Source organism: Peribacillus cavernae (genome assembly GCF_003989135.1).
Classification (GTDB): domain Bacteria; phylum Bacillota; class Bacilli; order Bacillales; family DSM-1321; genus Peribacillus; species Peribacillus cavernae.
Map to the genome: position 1 here is coordinate 65,802 of NZ_RYZZ01000033.1, position 14,094 is coordinate 79,895.

10 protein-coding genes, 15 tRNA genes, 1 rRNA gene and 1 pseudogene are annotated in these 14,094 nt (G+C 40.2%); all 27 read right to left on the bottom strand.

The window, feature by feature from the left end; genetic code table 11:
* Window positions 1-119: 119 nt before the first annotated feature.
* The 27 genes and pseudogenes from ELQ35_RS18275 to rrf all read right to left on the bottom strand — a co-directional run bounded on the left by ELQ35_RS18275 (window position 120) and on the right by rrf (window position 13,998).
* Window positions 120-374, bottom strand: coding sequence for a nucleotidyl transferase family protein (locus tag ELQ35_RS18275; RefSeq protein WP_126866640.1), 255 nt, complete (start codon window positions 372-374; stop codon window positions 120-122).
* A gap of 116 nt (window positions 375-490) precedes the next feature.
* Window positions 491-991 (bottom strand): flavin reductase family protein, encoded by a 501-nt coding sequence (locus tag ELQ35_RS18280; RefSeq protein ID WP_126866641.1) that lies wholly within the window; start codon window positions 989-991, stop codon window positions 491-493.
* Between the two features lie 369 nt (window positions 992-1,360).
* Window positions 1,361-2,493: pseudogene (locus ELQ35_RS18285) on the bottom strand (M20 peptidase aminoacylase family protein).
* Between the two features lie 54 nt (window positions 2,494-2,547).
* Entirely contained in the window at window positions 2,548-4,278 is a 1,731-nt protein-coding gene (locus tag ELQ35_RS18290) for a sigma-54 interaction domain-containing protein (RefSeq protein WP_126866642.1), read from the bottom strand.
* A gap of 255 nt (window positions 4,279-4,533) precedes the next feature.
* Window positions 4,534-5,316: an ABC transporter permease gene (locus ELQ35_RS18295; protein WP_126866643.1), complete on the bottom strand. Its 783-nt coding sequence runs from the start codon at window positions 5,314-5,316 to the stop codon at window positions 4,534-4,536.
* 2 nt (window positions 5,317-5,318) lie between these two features.
* Window positions 5,319-6,224 (bottom strand): ABC transporter permease, encoded by a 906-nt coding sequence (locus ELQ35_RS18300; RefSeq protein ID WP_126866644.1) that lies wholly within the window; start codon window positions 6,222-6,224, stop codon window positions 5,319-5,321.
* 50 nt (window positions 6,225-6,274) lie between these two features.
* A complete protein-coding gene (locus tag ELQ35_RS18305) occupies window positions 6,275-7,336 on the bottom strand; it encodes an ABC transporter substrate-binding protein (RefSeq protein WP_246026128.1) in 1,062 nt (353 codons plus the stop codon).
* Window positions 7,337-7,379: 43 nt separating this feature from the next.
* The gene (locus tag ELQ35_RS18310) at window positions 7,380-8,480 is read right to left on the bottom strand and encodes an ABC transporter ATP-binding protein (protein WP_126866645.1); all 1,101 of its coding nucleotides are present in this window, start codon (window positions 8,478-8,480) and stop codon (window positions 7,380-7,382) included.
* 355 nt (window positions 8,481-8,835) lie between these two features.
* Window positions 8,836-10,326, bottom strand: a complete 1,491-nt coding sequence (locus tag ELQ35_RS18315) for a 4-hydroxyphenylacetate 3-hydroxylase N-terminal domain-containing protein (RefSeq protein WP_126866646.1) — start codon at window positions 10,324-10,326, stop codon at window positions 8,836-8,838.
* Between the two features lie 71 nt (window positions 10,327-10,397).
* On the bottom strand, window positions 10,398-11,288 hold the full coding sequence (locus ELQ35_RS18320) for a polysaccharide deacetylase family protein (protein WP_126866647.1): 891 nt from the start codon (window positions 11,286-11,288) through the stop codon (window positions 10,398-10,400).
* 15 nt (window positions 11,289-11,303) lie between these two features.
* Complete coding sequence (locus tag ELQ35_RS18325; RefSeq protein ID WP_126866648.1) at window positions 11,304-11,729, bottom strand: RidA family protein; 426 nt, start codon at window positions 11,727-11,729, stop codon at window positions 11,304-11,306.
* A gap of 527 nt (window positions 11,730-12,256) precedes the next feature.
* Window positions 12,257-12,337, bottom strand: a tRNA-Leu gene (locus ELQ35_RS18330).
* Between the two features lie 86 nt (window positions 12,338-12,423).
* Window positions 12,424-12,497: transfer RNA gene (locus ELQ35_RS18335), tRNA-Cys, on the bottom strand.
* Between the two features lie 5 nt (window positions 12,498-12,502).
* Window positions 12,503-12,577 (bottom strand) — tRNA-Gly (locus tag ELQ35_RS18340).
* A gap of 4 nt (window positions 12,578-12,581) precedes the next feature.
* Window positions 12,582-12,656 (bottom strand) — tRNA-Gln (locus ELQ35_RS18345).
* Window positions 12,657-12,698: 42 nt separating this feature from the next.
* Window positions 12,699-12,774, bottom strand: a tRNA-His gene (locus ELQ35_RS18350).
* An 18-nt stretch (window positions 12,775-12,792) separates the two neighbouring features.
* Window positions 12,793-12,866, bottom strand: a tRNA-Trp gene (locus ELQ35_RS18355).
* 8 nt (window positions 12,867-12,874) lie between these two features.
* Window positions 12,875-12,959, bottom strand: a tRNA-Tyr gene (locus ELQ35_RS18360).
* 20 nt (window positions 12,960-12,979) lie between these two features.
* Window positions 12,980-13,055, bottom strand: a tRNA-Thr gene (locus ELQ35_RS18365).
* A 6-nt stretch (window positions 13,056-13,061) separates the two neighbouring features.
* Window positions 13,062-13,137 (bottom strand) — tRNA-Phe (locus ELQ35_RS18370).
* 39 nt (window positions 13,138-13,176) lie between these two features.
* Window positions 13,177-13,253, bottom strand: a tRNA-Asp gene (locus tag ELQ35_RS18375).
* A 5-nt stretch (window positions 13,254-13,258) separates the two neighbouring features.
* Window positions 13,259-13,332, bottom strand: a tRNA-Met gene (locus tag ELQ35_RS18380).
* A 196-nt stretch (window positions 13,333-13,528) separates the two neighbouring features.
* Window positions 13,529-13,604 (bottom strand) — tRNA-Val (locus ELQ35_RS18385).
* Window positions 13,605-13,613: 9 nt separating this feature from the next.
* A tRNA-Glu gene (locus ELQ35_RS18390) sits at window positions 13,614-13,688 on the bottom strand.
* 9 nt (window positions 13,689-13,697) lie between these two features.
* Window positions 13,698-13,789: transfer RNA gene (locus ELQ35_RS18395), tRNA-Ser, on the bottom strand.
* A gap of 8 nt (window positions 13,790-13,797) precedes the next feature.
* A tRNA-Asn gene (locus ELQ35_RS18400) sits at window positions 13,798-13,872 on the bottom strand.
* Between the two features lie 9 nt (window positions 13,873-13,881).
* A 5S ribosomal RNA gene (gene rrf, locus ELQ35_RS18405) occupies window positions 13,882-13,998 on the bottom strand.
* Window positions 13,999-14,094: the final 96 nt, after the last annotated feature.

Genomic DNA, 14,094 nt, shown 5'->3' on the forward strand with positions numbered 1-14,094 from the left:
CTCCCGCATATACATGTCAAGACAGTTTATGCAGGCATATGGTTAATATAACTTGATCTTCATATTGAAATATTACAAACTAAATTTATTAGCAAAAATAAAGCACTTTTATTAAGTTATTAAGCTATACTTCTGCTTGCAGGCTTCTCGGATCTATTTGTACTCCTCCTCACATATACACGCCATTCTTCAAATGCTCCTTCCGAATTGTTCGTAACGTTCCGAACTACTTTTTTGCTAGCAGCAATTTGAATCCCGGTTTGAATGACTCGTTGATGAGCTAAATGGACCCCGTCAAAATAATCCATAGAGACTGCGGAAGGAATGTAGCATTCTGATAGATCCAATGGATAAGACAAATAGCATACCTTCATTTTTATTCACGCCTTTTTTTAGATATTCTTGGAGCATTTCAGATTGTTTATGTAAAAAGGACAAGAAGGAGATTAAAAGGTAACCTCTCTTCTGTCCTTCAACTAAAATTTGAATCTTATTTTACTGCGGTTTCTAACTCATCTATAAAACTGCCAAATTGACGATGAAAATGTAATAATGGTTGTTTCATTTCACTGACCGTGACATGCTCAACCAATCCGATAAAAATTGTATGATCTCCTGCCACCACCACATTATCCACTTTGCAATGAACGTGTGTCAAGGCGTCTTTCACCCTATGTGTTTTCCCGTCATGATCAAAATCTGTGAACTCTTCAAAAAATTTAGCCGTTCCCGGTTTCGCTCCTGCCTTTGCCACGTTTGTTTGGTCATTGCTTAATATGCTGACACCAAACCGCTGCTGTTCCATAATTGCCTCTGTGCTAGCGTTTTTAGTAAACAAACTGATTAACAGTAATGGGGGTTCCATCGATATCGAACAACAGGCGCTGACCGTCACTCCCCATGGACGCCCGTCAACTTCTGATGTTACCACCGTTACCCCTGTAGCCAAACGGCCCATTGATTCTTTGAACAAATCTGTAACTTCACTCATAATTTCTTCCTCCTAAAAACCTCAAACTTTAAAAACTTGAATTTATTAATCCTTCTCTGAAATACTGGAACACTTCTGAACGCGGCTCCTTCACTACTATTACCATCTCAGCATCCCACCTAAAAACCAAAAGTCATTTATTTTAAATCATTCATTCTCACCTCTTTAATTTCTCGCCCGGTACTAAGTAAAATGCAATATTCATGCCACTTTTTCTTTATTGGTTTAATCACTTTTTTTATATGGTAATCAAAAAGATTTTGTATATTGACAATATATCTTGCATGATCGAAATATATGTTTCACTGTCCGAAAAGCATAAAAACAAGGACAACTCGCACAAGAGGGCCTCCACTGTTTGTGTATGAATTACTTTTGTTCAAGTGCTTCAAACGTATTTATAATGGTCTTTACTAATATTTCGATGCCTGGTAAAAGGGCTTCGCGGTTAAAGCTCATTTTAGGGTGATGCAGTCCGGGCTGCAAATCACAGCCTAATCCAAGCATCGTAGCTTTTATATGTGGCCGTTTTATTGTGTAATAATGAAAATCTTCACCGCCTGAAGACATATATGGTCCCACAAGATGACCCTGTCCAAGTGTCTCGATTATTGCTTTCTCCATAAGCTTCTGGGCTTCGTGGTGAATTTGGGCTGCTGCGAGTTCTGCTTTTGTTTCGAGGGTAATATTTACGCCATAAAGAGTGATGAGGGTATCGGCAATTATTTGTACTCGCTCTGTTAATTGTTCCATTACCTCATTTTTTTGCGCACGAAGATCCAAATCAAATGTTGCATGCCCTGGGATGATATTACTGCTTTCTCCGCCTGCGTGGAATGAAGTCATTTTAACAGAGTAGGGAACCATGGGATCAAGATGGATCTTGCTTAACTCATTGACGAAGGTTGCTCCTGCTTCAATAGCACTCCGGCCAAGATGCGGCCGAGCTCCATGTGCATCTTCTCCGCGAATTTCACCACCTATAAATTTAGCAGCACCATTAATTATTCCCGATGAAGCCTTTCCGTATGGCACTTCCTGAATTGGCCTGAGGTGAACTCCATATAAGTAATCGATATCATCGACGAGGCCTTTTTCAATGAGCTTTAATGCTCCCGTACCTTTTTCCTCAGCAGGCTGGAAGAGAAATTTTAATTTTCCATTTGGTTTATAATCCATTTTTTGAGAAGCAACAGTGCCCCAACAACCATGGTCATATGTGCATCGTGGCCGCATGAATGATTTGCTTGATACGTTCCGTCTACTTCCTGCCACAAGGCGTCTATGTCTGTCCGAAGCCCCACGCAAACCGGACCATGGCCAATTTCTACTAGTAACCCTGTACAATCCTCAAAAGTAGTAACTGAAAATCCATGTTCTTTAAGTAATTTCTTAAGGTATTCTGTCGTTTTGTATTCCTTCCAACTCACTTCCGGAATAGTATGTAAATGTTCAAAAATATGGACTAAAGAAGGCTTTAATTCATTTAATAATGTTTTCATTCAACATCCTCCACTTCATATACTCCCGGCAAGGTCTATGCCGCAAATTCTGGGTTATTTGTTGTCGTATAAAAAAGTAATTTCATTATTGGAATTATATTTTAATTTTGTAATATCCAATCCATGTCTTTTCGCTTTTCTACTAATCGTAGAAATATCAACGCCCAGTTTTATGCTCGCCTCATTCATCGTTCGTGAAGACTGTAACATTCTTTCTAAAATTCTTTTTTCATATGCTAAAAGCTGTTCCTTTAAAGACCCATTGTTAGTAAGCGATGCACTAAATTGGACTTCTAACATTTCTGTGGGTAAATGGTCAAGCTTTATATGATTGTCGGGAACAGTGACTACTAACCTTTCGATTATATTTTGTAATTCCCTTACATTTCCTTCCCACTTTTTTGTAATAAACAATTGCATCACTTCCTTGTCAATTGTTTTTATTTGATTATACTGACTATTAACTTGCCTTAAAAAATAATCGACTAAAAATGGAATATCTTCCTTTCTTTCGCGGAGGGGAGGGATTGTAATAGGCACTACATTTAATCGATAAAACAAATCTTTTCGAAATGTTTCTTTATTCACCATTGCCTCAAGATCACGATTTGTGGCCGTAATAAACCTTACATCTAGATCAAAGGAGGTTGTTTGTCCTAATGGAGTTATCTGCCTATCTTGTAAAACTTGTAACAGCTTTACTTGTAAATTTAGAGGTAACTCTCCTATCTCATCCAAAAATAATGTGCCCTTATTAGCGGCCATGATTAACCCTTGTTTTCCTTCACGGTTAGCTCCAGTAAATGTTCCTTTTGCATAACCAAAAAGTTCAGATTCTATTAATGTTTCCGGAATAGCTCCGCAATTAACTTTTACAAATTGTTGATCATTTCTTGAACTAAGCTTATGAATTTTCCTGGCGAGCACTTCTTTTCCAACACCAGATTCCCCTAAAATTAAAACTGTAGCTTGAACATCAGCAATTCTTGAAGCTAAATCATAAACTTCCTCCATATGCTTCGACTTCACAATTATTTCCGAATCGCTTTTTTTTAAGTTGTTTAATTCCGATTGGTAATAATCCACTAACTTTCTTGTTTCCTCCAAGCTATTTTTTAGCTTATCTTCCTCAGTCACATCCCTCGCTACATTAATGACTTTTTCTATTTGCCCATCTTTATTAAAAATTGGATGACCTCTTACGATAAGACGTTTCCCCGATTTTGTTGTTTGAGTAATCGTCACCATTTTTTTCTTCTCCATAACCTGTGCTGCAGAGGACAAACTAAAAGTCCCTTCATCTTGTAAACTAAAAACTGATCTCCCTACAAGTTCATGTTCTTTAACTCCCATTAAGCGCAGATATGCCTCGTTTACTTTCAAAAAATTTCCCTGGCCATCGATGATTGATACAAGCTCACCGCTTAATGTCATTAGCGCGTTTAAATCACGTGTTAAATTTGTTATTTCTTCAGATAAATCAACGAAATTCTGATAATCATCCTCTTTAAAAAGTAAAATAAATCCTTTATCTTTATCAGGTATCTCTATTAAAAATAATCGACCAGTTGTCGTTTCATGAATCGAGGAATAAATCTTTTCATGTTTTATAACAGTAATGATATTACTACTAGGTAAAACTGTCTTTATTGACTCTTTCTCTATTGTAGAAGAATCTATATTTAATAAATGCCGACTAGTTTCATTGGCATAAACTATTTTTCCATCCATTTTCACCACAAACAAACCAAATAAACTATTATTCAACCATTCGTTTAAAATCATTTTTTTCCACCCCTTTTTAAATAGAGTTAATCTGTATGAATTGATTATTAAGGAGCATGACTCAAATTCGAACGTTTTTTTCCGCCTGATAATACCCCAAACAAAATAATACTGCCGCCAACAACAGTATGCAGCTTCGCGATGATCTCCTATTTCAGCACTAACCGTCCAACAGCAATAATAAATACGCTAAAAGGGGAGTACAACTAACACCACTCCCCACATTCGCGCGATGAATATTCGAATTTATTTGGTTCATAGTCTGTCATCTTTCAATCGTGCAGCCCGGGAGGTAAACCACCCTTGAAACAAAAATATCGTAATCGTTCCGACAATTAATATCGATGAAACGGCAGCCATTGTTGGATCAATCTGTGAACGCAGGTTTTCCCACATGACGACAGGAAGCGTTTTTGTTTTAGCTCCTGCCAAAAAGATCGTAACAACCACCTCATCAAGAGAAGCAATAAAAGCGAACAAATATCCCGATAAGACTGCGGGTCTTATTAACGGCACTGTTACCTTGAAGAAAGCTCCTATCGGGGTAGAACCTAATCCCATTGCTGCTAACTCTAAATTCCGATCTATCCCTTTTAAACTTGCTATCATCATCACAAAAACAATCGGAATTCCCAGTACCGCATGTCCCAGGACAAGTCCCAAGAAACTATTCGTAAGTTTCAGCGGGGCAAAGGAATGATACAGTGCAATCCCGAGAATAACCACTGGAATAATCATGGGGGCAATCATGAAGGACATAAACAACTTCTTTCCCCAAAATGCTAACTTTGTTACCGCGACAGCTGCCATAGTCCCCAGGGCTGTTGATAAAGCTGACGCAAATATAGCTATATAAATGCTGCGTAACAGACTGTCTATCCATTCACCATTTTCCCAGAAGCCTACATACCACTTTGCAGAATAACCCGGAAGAGGAAATTCAAAGAAGCTGCTCGAGGTGAAAGAGACAGGTATAACGACAAAAATAGGGGCAATCAGAGCAAGGAGAATAATCCCAACAATAATTTTCAGCCACATCCTTATTCTACCTCCTTCAAAACAGGGTTGTTACGCAGGAAAAAGAAAGAGATAAGTAGGACCAACAATGTCACAATAAACAGAAGAAGTGCAATGGCTGAGGCAAGATGCCAATTCAAAGTTTCGCTTACATTACGTTGAATTAACACAGAAATCATCATATTGTCGGGTCCACCAAGCAATGCTGGAGTAATAAAATAACCGAGCCCTTGAACAAACACTAGCAGAGAACCAGAAAGGACTCCCGTTAGCGAAAGCGGGAAAAATATTTGGATAAAAGCTTTCCAGGGCCGCGCCCCCATACCCTGGGCAGCTTGAACCAGACGTTGGTCAATACCTTCCATTACTGCATACAGGCTTAGCACCATGTATGGTAACAGCACATGCGTCATGCCAATCACTACTCCGGCCGTATTATATAGGAGAGGAATAGGCTCCTGTAAGATCCCCACTGAGATCAGGAGCTTGTTGATTATTCCCTGTTCCTGCAGCAACATAGTCCATGCAAACGTGCGAACTAGCAGGCTAATCCAAAACGGAATCAGAACAGCACCCATAATTAGACTCTTCCACTTTTTCGATTCTACTTTGACCAAGAGATAAGCAACGGGGTAAGCGAGAAGCAGTGAAATAACTGTTACAATCGCTGCAATCTTTAGGGTTACCCACAATACTTGCAGGTAAACGGTTTCCGTAAACATATGCGTGAGATATTGAAGCGTAAAGCCAGTTTCATCGTAAATGCTTAATTTAAAGAAACCTATTATAGAAAAGACTACTAGAAAAAGAATATACGCAAATGGAACCAATAACAGCAACCATTGCAAGCCAGGGATCCGAGTCAATCTATAGGCAGGAGATACCCGTTTTACGGGTACCCTAGGATCAGTTTTTACTTCTGTCGCCATCTTGTCCTCCTTATTAGTGGCAATATTCAAATAATTAAAAGGAATTTATCTCACTTTAGAAGCCATTGTTCAAAACGCTCGTTCACCTTATCATAGTTTTCTACCCACCATTCGTTGTTTAATAATATTTGCTGTTTGGCATTTTCCTCATTTTGACCTAATCGTTCCCTGACTTCGGGGTCCAATAAATCCAAAGCTTTTGCATTCGCAGGTGAATAATCAATCGTTGACGAGAATGCGGCTTGCTGCTTAGGATCGAGAGTAAAAGCGATAAACTTCATGGCTAAATCCTTATTTGGCGCTCCTTTTGGAACGACCCAACTATCATCGATGATAATCCCTTGATTAAATTCAAGATCTTCTGGAGCACCTTGAGATTTGGCGGTAGAAATTCGTCCGCTCCAGCCCGCAGCTAAATTTACTTCACCATTGGCTAAAAGTTGGGGTGCCTGGGTTCCGGTAGTATACCACACCTTTACGTCTTCCTTAATCTTATCGAGACTTTCAAAAGCACGATCTACGTCCAAAGGATATAACTCTTCCGGCTTCACACCGTCGGCCAATAGAGCGGATTCTAATAACCCCGGAGGAAACTTCCAAAGAGTTCGGGGACCTGGAAAACCTTTTGTGTCCCAGAATTCGGCCCAATTCTTTGGATGGGTGCCTTCCGGGTATTTTTTCGTGTTATAGGAAATAGCGAGTGAAATAAACTCGGAACCTATTGAATACTCATTTACTAACTCTTCGGGTACACCTTCACTATTAATCACGTTGTAGTCCAGCTTTTCCAGCAGACCCTCTTTTGCTGAACGAAGCGCAAAAATACTATCAAAATTTGCTACATCCCATTCTACGGCTCGCGATTCTACCATAGCTTTGAATTTGCCGGCGTCATTTGGAGTAACAACTGTAACTTTGACACCATATTTTTCCTCAAATGCATCGAAAATTTTCTTATAAGCATCGGTCATGGCACCGCCCCAGTGCGCTACCACTAACTCCTTATCCTCTTTAGCCGAACCATTTCCGTCTGTTGATGTCTTGTTTCCGCATGCGACGAGACTCAACGATAATAGTAAGCTTATTGAAATCATTATCCATTTTTTAAGCACTACAATTCCCCCTTTTTTGTATTTCATTTTAATAAACAATTTCTTATGCATATAAAACTGCCGCCTCTTTATCAGGAATAACGGTTGCATCATCATTGTTCCAGCCCAGTATTACATCTTTTCCGCAAGTAATGGATTTGGACATTTGGGGCGGAATTTTCAAAGTAAGCTCCTGTCCGGCTTCTGTAATGGTCTTTGTCTTGATTACTTCACCTAAATAAATCATTTCAACCACCTTCGCTCGAAACGTATTGTTAAATTGCGACTCACGCTCAGCGATTTGAATGTTTTCCGGACGAATGGCAATCAAGATGGTGTTGTTATGTATTTCTTCTGCCATCTCGATCGTTATCGTTTTTTGGTTGGCGAGGGATACTTTCGCTTTACCGGAATTCGTTTCGATAATCTCTCCTCGAATCAAGTTAATCTCCCCAATAAATTCCGCAATAAATCGATTTTGAGGCTTTTTATACAGATTCTCCGGGGTATCAATCTGTTCAATTCGACCTTTATTCATAACACAGATTCGATCCGACATTGTTAACGCTTCTTCTTGGTCATGCGTGACACATATGGTGGTGATACCGATTTTTTCCTGAATATGTTTAATCTCTAACTGCATTTGCTGGCGTAAATTTTTATCCAGAGCTCCCAAAGGCTCGTCCAAAAGGAGAAGAGATGGATTAAAGACAATTGCCCTTGCTAGTGCTACACGCTGTTGTTGACCACCACTAAGCTGCTTTGGGAATCTTGACGCGAAATCTTGCAGATGAACTAATTCCAAAATATCTTGCACTCTTTTTACAATTTCTTGCTTCGAAATTTTACGAAGTCGAAGAGGATACGCAATGTTATCGAATACGGACATATGTGGAAACAAAGCATAGTTTTGAAATAACATCCCAAAGTCTCGTTCGTAAGCCTTTTTTGAGGTAATATCCTGATTATTTAATAGTATCGATCCACTTGTTACCGCTTCTAGTCCGGCAATTAATTTAAGTAAAGATGTTTTTCCAGACCCGCTCGGACCTAAAATCGTTAAAAACTCCCCCTTGTTTACCTTGAATGCAACATTATCCACTGCCTTCATCTTTTTGTAATACTTCGAAACATTAACAATAGCCAAACTATCCCCAAGTGCCATGCAGCTATCTCCCCCCTCTATTGAAACACAAAAATACATTCACATATTAATTCACGATAATTGGTCGATGATATTTTCGAACATTCCGACTATTTTTGTCAATATTAAAATCGCAATTGCTTTTAAAATGGATCAAAGGGGGCTCCTCATTAAGACTCTTCATCCTTTAACACCCCCTATCACCGACTTATGAAAGCTTCCCTTTTACATCCCTTATTGGCTATATGTAAACTGTTATCGAACCAAAAGGGATGAAGGTATCAATTAAATCTGTTTTGAAATTTTTTAACACTAGTATATCATTTTGTATTCAGTGACTTATACAAGTATTTGGTTTTATATACTTAGTGTTACATTATTTTATTGAAGGTAAATCAAGATGTTTTCGCACAAAATTAACTGGTGCTGAGCGGTCGTATAATCTATATAAGTTAAATTTAACTACAGGGGCATTTGTTGAATTTACATTCTCAAATAAGGCGACACGTGAAGCATGACTGCTGGAAGTAAGATCCCAAACGAAATTAAAAAATCTATTCTTTTCACGAGCAGATACACCTGTTCCACTTAAAAATTCATCAAACTTAGGCCCAACATCAGGGTGTTCCCATGCTTTAGCTGTAAAACGGCTGACTAGTCCCTGACCACATAGGTCACGTAATATATGCATTATTTTTGGATAATGAACAATTGAGTGCAGGCGACCGGCGGTAATAAGTTCCTCTGAAGGAATAAACACGCCATTCTTAACCACAGCTTCCTCTTCCGCTGCGAGAATAAACGCCTTTAATGTAGCAGCATATGAAACAACCTCGGATACGTCTTCCCGAACACCTTGAAATGAATTAGTTCCTAGAATATCAACGATTGTTTGGGCAACTCCCGAAAATATCTCCGCACGGTACATTAACCGGGAGAGTATATGCCAATGAGCCAACACACCCGTTTCCCCGTAAATCGATAATAATTTTACGTTTTTTATGCTAAACAGATATTCACGTGGCACAAAAACGTGATCAAAGATTAGCATGTTGTCCATTTCTTCCCCGAATGAATCAATAGGATGATCTTCAAATGTTGAATCCGGATTAGTTACAGGCTCACGTAAAACCATTGTCAGTCCTTTTGAGTTTACGGGTACTGCAATCCAGAGCGCTTCATTAGGGCCTAAGTCTGGTGACAATCCTGTAGAAATTGTAACGAAGTGAGCTTGAGCAGCCACTGAACCAACTGGTTTCGCACCATACAATACTACACCATCAGGAGTTTCTTCTACAATTCGCAATCGGCCTGGTCTTTGATTTGCTGGCACGGAACGATCACTTTGAACATCCGGGACAAGATCCGTACTCATAATATTATGCTTCCGGCTAAACTCTATAAATTTCACTATATTATCTGCCATCTCCGGATTTTCTTCTCTCATCTTATCATTTATCAAAAGGAACCCTATAGATTTCATTGAACCATAGTCATTCGGCCGTCCAAATACACCGAGTGTATGGTAGGTACTTAACCTCAGCAATTCGCGCCGGCGTTTCAAATCTTCCTTTGTTTTTGGCACTTCCCACCCTAAACTGTAGCGCTTGCCATCCTTAGGATCAATGTAAGTTGTTTTATCTCTGGTTTCAGGATCAAATTGATAATCATACAATTTTGCTAAATGTTCGACTGAATTTTTAAACGCAGGGTGAGTAGTTACATCTTCAACTTCATTTCCCTCGGCGTCAATAATCCTTCTGCCATCTCTCAAGCTCTCTTTATATTGACTGCCTGTCATGAGATGAGGTTCAGGACCTTTGCTCAATATTTCTTTAAGCTTATTGGATTCAGTACTTGTGCGCATTAAACCACTCCCATTATAAAATAAGATTCTCTCGTATTTCCTCACTCATTCACCTGTGTTTGGAATTAAAATTAAGGCAGCTCCGGAATCTTCCCGTCGTAATAAGGTAATTGATCCTCACGCGGTTTGTATGTCCCATCATCGATACACTTTTCAACATGCAACGCGATTTCTTCTAAAGTAGCAAACCAGACATTGCCCTTTTCTTGCATATATTCAATCATGTTTGGAAGCTTGGCACATCTTGCAAGTCTTCCAGTAACAAATGGGTGCCAAACTGATATCCACATTCCCCCATACTTCCAAGCAGCATCGAATTGGGCTAAATACACTTCCATCGCCCGGTCAGGGGAGTTAATGGGCATTACTTTCCCCAAATCGGCACTATGTGTATATTGAGGCCAATCGTCCATTGACCAATCTGTCGGAAGTTCAATAACACTGCCTGATCTGGTTTTTAGTAGGTAGGGTATGTCATCACCCATTAATGATGAATCGTAAAGAAACTCTTCTTGAGCTAAAATATCCGCAGAATATTTTGAAAATTTATATGACGGTGCACGCCAGCCACGCGGCCGTTTTCCAGTAAATCTTTCGAGTACTTCAGTACTTTTTTGAAACCAATAAAGCTCGTCTTCTTGTGTTAGTTCATTAGGATGTTCATGCAAATAACCGTGATGAGCAATTTCATGACCATCCTTCAAAATTAGTTCAACTGTTTCAGGATACCGTTCAATGCACCAAGCCGGTACAAAGAAGGTTTGTTTTAAGTTGAAGCTTTTATACATATCAAGAATACGTGGTACAGCAATTTGATCATATTTTAACCATGAGAGTGTAGCAACTTTTGTATCTGCCGTATCCGGGTGAGCTAAATGGAGTATACTATCGGTATCCATATCGAAAGTAATAGCAACTGCACATTTTGCACCATTCGGCCATGGTATGGGGTTTCTAATCATTCATTCTCACCTCTCTTAATTCTCATCCGGTACGACTGCAATTGCCTCAACTTCTAATAATACATCGTCACGTGCAAATCCTGATACACGAACTGCTGTCCCCGCCGGACCATCTTGTTCAGGAAGATATTCCATGCGAACTTTCGTCATCTTTTCCCAAAACTCAAGGGCTTCTTCCCCTTTACCATCAAACCGATAAAATGTGTTTAATTTTACTATATCTTTCATATCAGCCCCTGCTTCATTTAGCACAATGCGTATATTTTCGAAAACATTGTGGGTTTGCGCCTCAATATCACCAACACCAACTGTATTTCCTTCTTCATCTCTTGGTACTTGCCCACCGACGAAAATCAAATTCCCTACTTTCCATCCCTGTGAAAAACTTACAGGTATACTCCAATCCCAATGTCCTTTAGGCATTATACGAATTTTATCCATTACTTTACATCTCCTTTTGTTTTTAGCGGTTTTTTGATTATCTTTAATGCTGTACTTTCTATAACTTAAAACACAATAACTAATTCATCTACCAAGCCCCTTCCTGTCTCTAATGTGAATAATATGCAAGATTCATGCCACTTTTTCTTTATTGATTTCGCCACTTTTTTTGTATCGATATAAAATATAATTTTGCATTTTTGCAATATACAAGTTTAAAAAAGCTTACAACCTTCATATAATTCGTTATTTTGCATGTTTCATTTTTTCAATATATATTGCATTTTAGAAATATATTTCTTTAACTATCCATTCACTTTACTATATCGTCCGGACGTTACACCGCTAACGATTTTAAATACTTTGTTTACTAAGAAATATGAAGTTTCAAGATATTTGTCCAGCAAATGTTTTTAAAACCCAGCCCAAGAATACGATTTGCATACGATTTTAGCTTAATTCAGTCGTGTTGAAAGAACACAAAAAAAGACCTCCAACGAGAACGTTGAAAGTCTTCTTTTAAATGATACCTGAGGCCGGACTCGAACCGGCACGCCTCGCGGCACTGCATTTTGAGTGCAGCGTGTCTGCCATTCCACCACTCAGGCATATTAAGAATTATAACCGATGTATTTTAGATTCGCTTTTGAGTCGTGCGCGTCTGCCAATTCCGCCACACCGGCAAATAAAAAAATGGAGGCGGCAACCGGATTCGAACCGGTGGTAAAGGTTTTGCAGACCTCTGCCTTACCTCTTGGCTATGCCGCCGTATATGGAGCGGAAGACGGGATTCGAACCCGCGACCCCAACCTTGGCAAGGTTGTATTCTACCACTGAACTACTTCCGCTTAATGGCTGGGCTAGCTGGATTCGAACCAACGCATGACGGAGTCAAAGTCCGTTGCCTTACCGCTTGGCTATAGCCCAAAAATATATATATTATGTATTTAACTTTTGTCAAAATAAAAATGGGGCGACTGATGGGAATCGAACCCACGAATGTCGGAACCACAATCCGATGCGTTAACCACTTCGCCACAACCGCCATTATAGAATCATTTATTGGCAGGGGCAGTAGGAATCGAACCCACACTGGAGGTTTTGGAGACCTCAGTTCTACCTTTAAACTATGCCCCTATATAAGTTGGTGGAGGGGGACGGATTCGAACCGCCGAACCCGGAGGGAGCGGATTTACAGTCCGCCGCGTTTAGCCACTTCGCTACCCCTCCACATATAATCAAAAGAAAGGTGGTGCCGGCAAGAGGACTTGAACCCCCAACCTACTGATTACGATTCAGTTGCTCTACCAGTTGAGCTACACCGGCTCAAAATGGTGGCTCGGGACGGAATCGAACCGCCGACACAAGGATTTTCAGTCCTTTGCTCTACCGACTGAGCTACCGAGCCATATATAACAATCCGAAGATAATTTAATTAACATAAAAATGGCGGTCCGGACGGGACTCGAACCCGCGACCTCCTGCGTGACAGGCAGGCATTCTAACCAACTGAACTACCGGACCAATGATTGCGGGGACAGGATTTGAACCTGCGACCTTCGGGTTATGAGCCCGACGAGCTACCAGACTGCTCCACCCCGCGACGGTATAAATAATGCAATTTTGCTTATGCGCTAAGTTTTCCCTTAGACTGTCTCGATCTCAGAAAGTTGATCAAGAAGCATTTCGATCGGTACAACTCGCAGTTCATTCGGTGAAGTATTGCTCGTTGCTCCACCCCGCGATAATAATAGAAATGATACAATTTACTTAATCATTTAATTTCTTATGCGATTAAATGGTGGAGGATGACGGGATCGAACCGCCGACCCTCTGCTTGTAAGGCAGATGCTCTCCCAGCTGAGCTAATCCTCCAATATGTAATGGTGACCCCTACGGGATTCGAACCCGTGTTACCGCCGTGAAAGGGCGGTGTCTTAACCGCTTGACCAAGGGGCCAGTGCTAAATGGCGGAGAGCAAGGGATTTGAACCCTTGAGACAGGGTTACCCGTCTACACGATTTCCAATCGTGCTCCTTCGGCCACTCGGACAGCTCTCCAAAAAATATGGCTCCGCAGGTAGGACTCGAACCTACGACCGTTCGGTTAACAGCCGAATGCTCTACCACTGAGCTACTGCGGAACAATATAAGCTTGGCGACGTCCTACTCTCACAGGGGGAGATCCCCCAACTACCATCGGCGCTGAAGAGCTTAACTTCCGTGTTCGGAATGGGAACGGGTGTGACCTCTTCGCCATCGTCACCAAACTTGATTTCAATGAGACATATTTTATTATAATGTCTTTTTGAAATTTTGCAAGAAGAAACTTCATTTGTTCCTTCAAAACTAGATAACAGATAAGG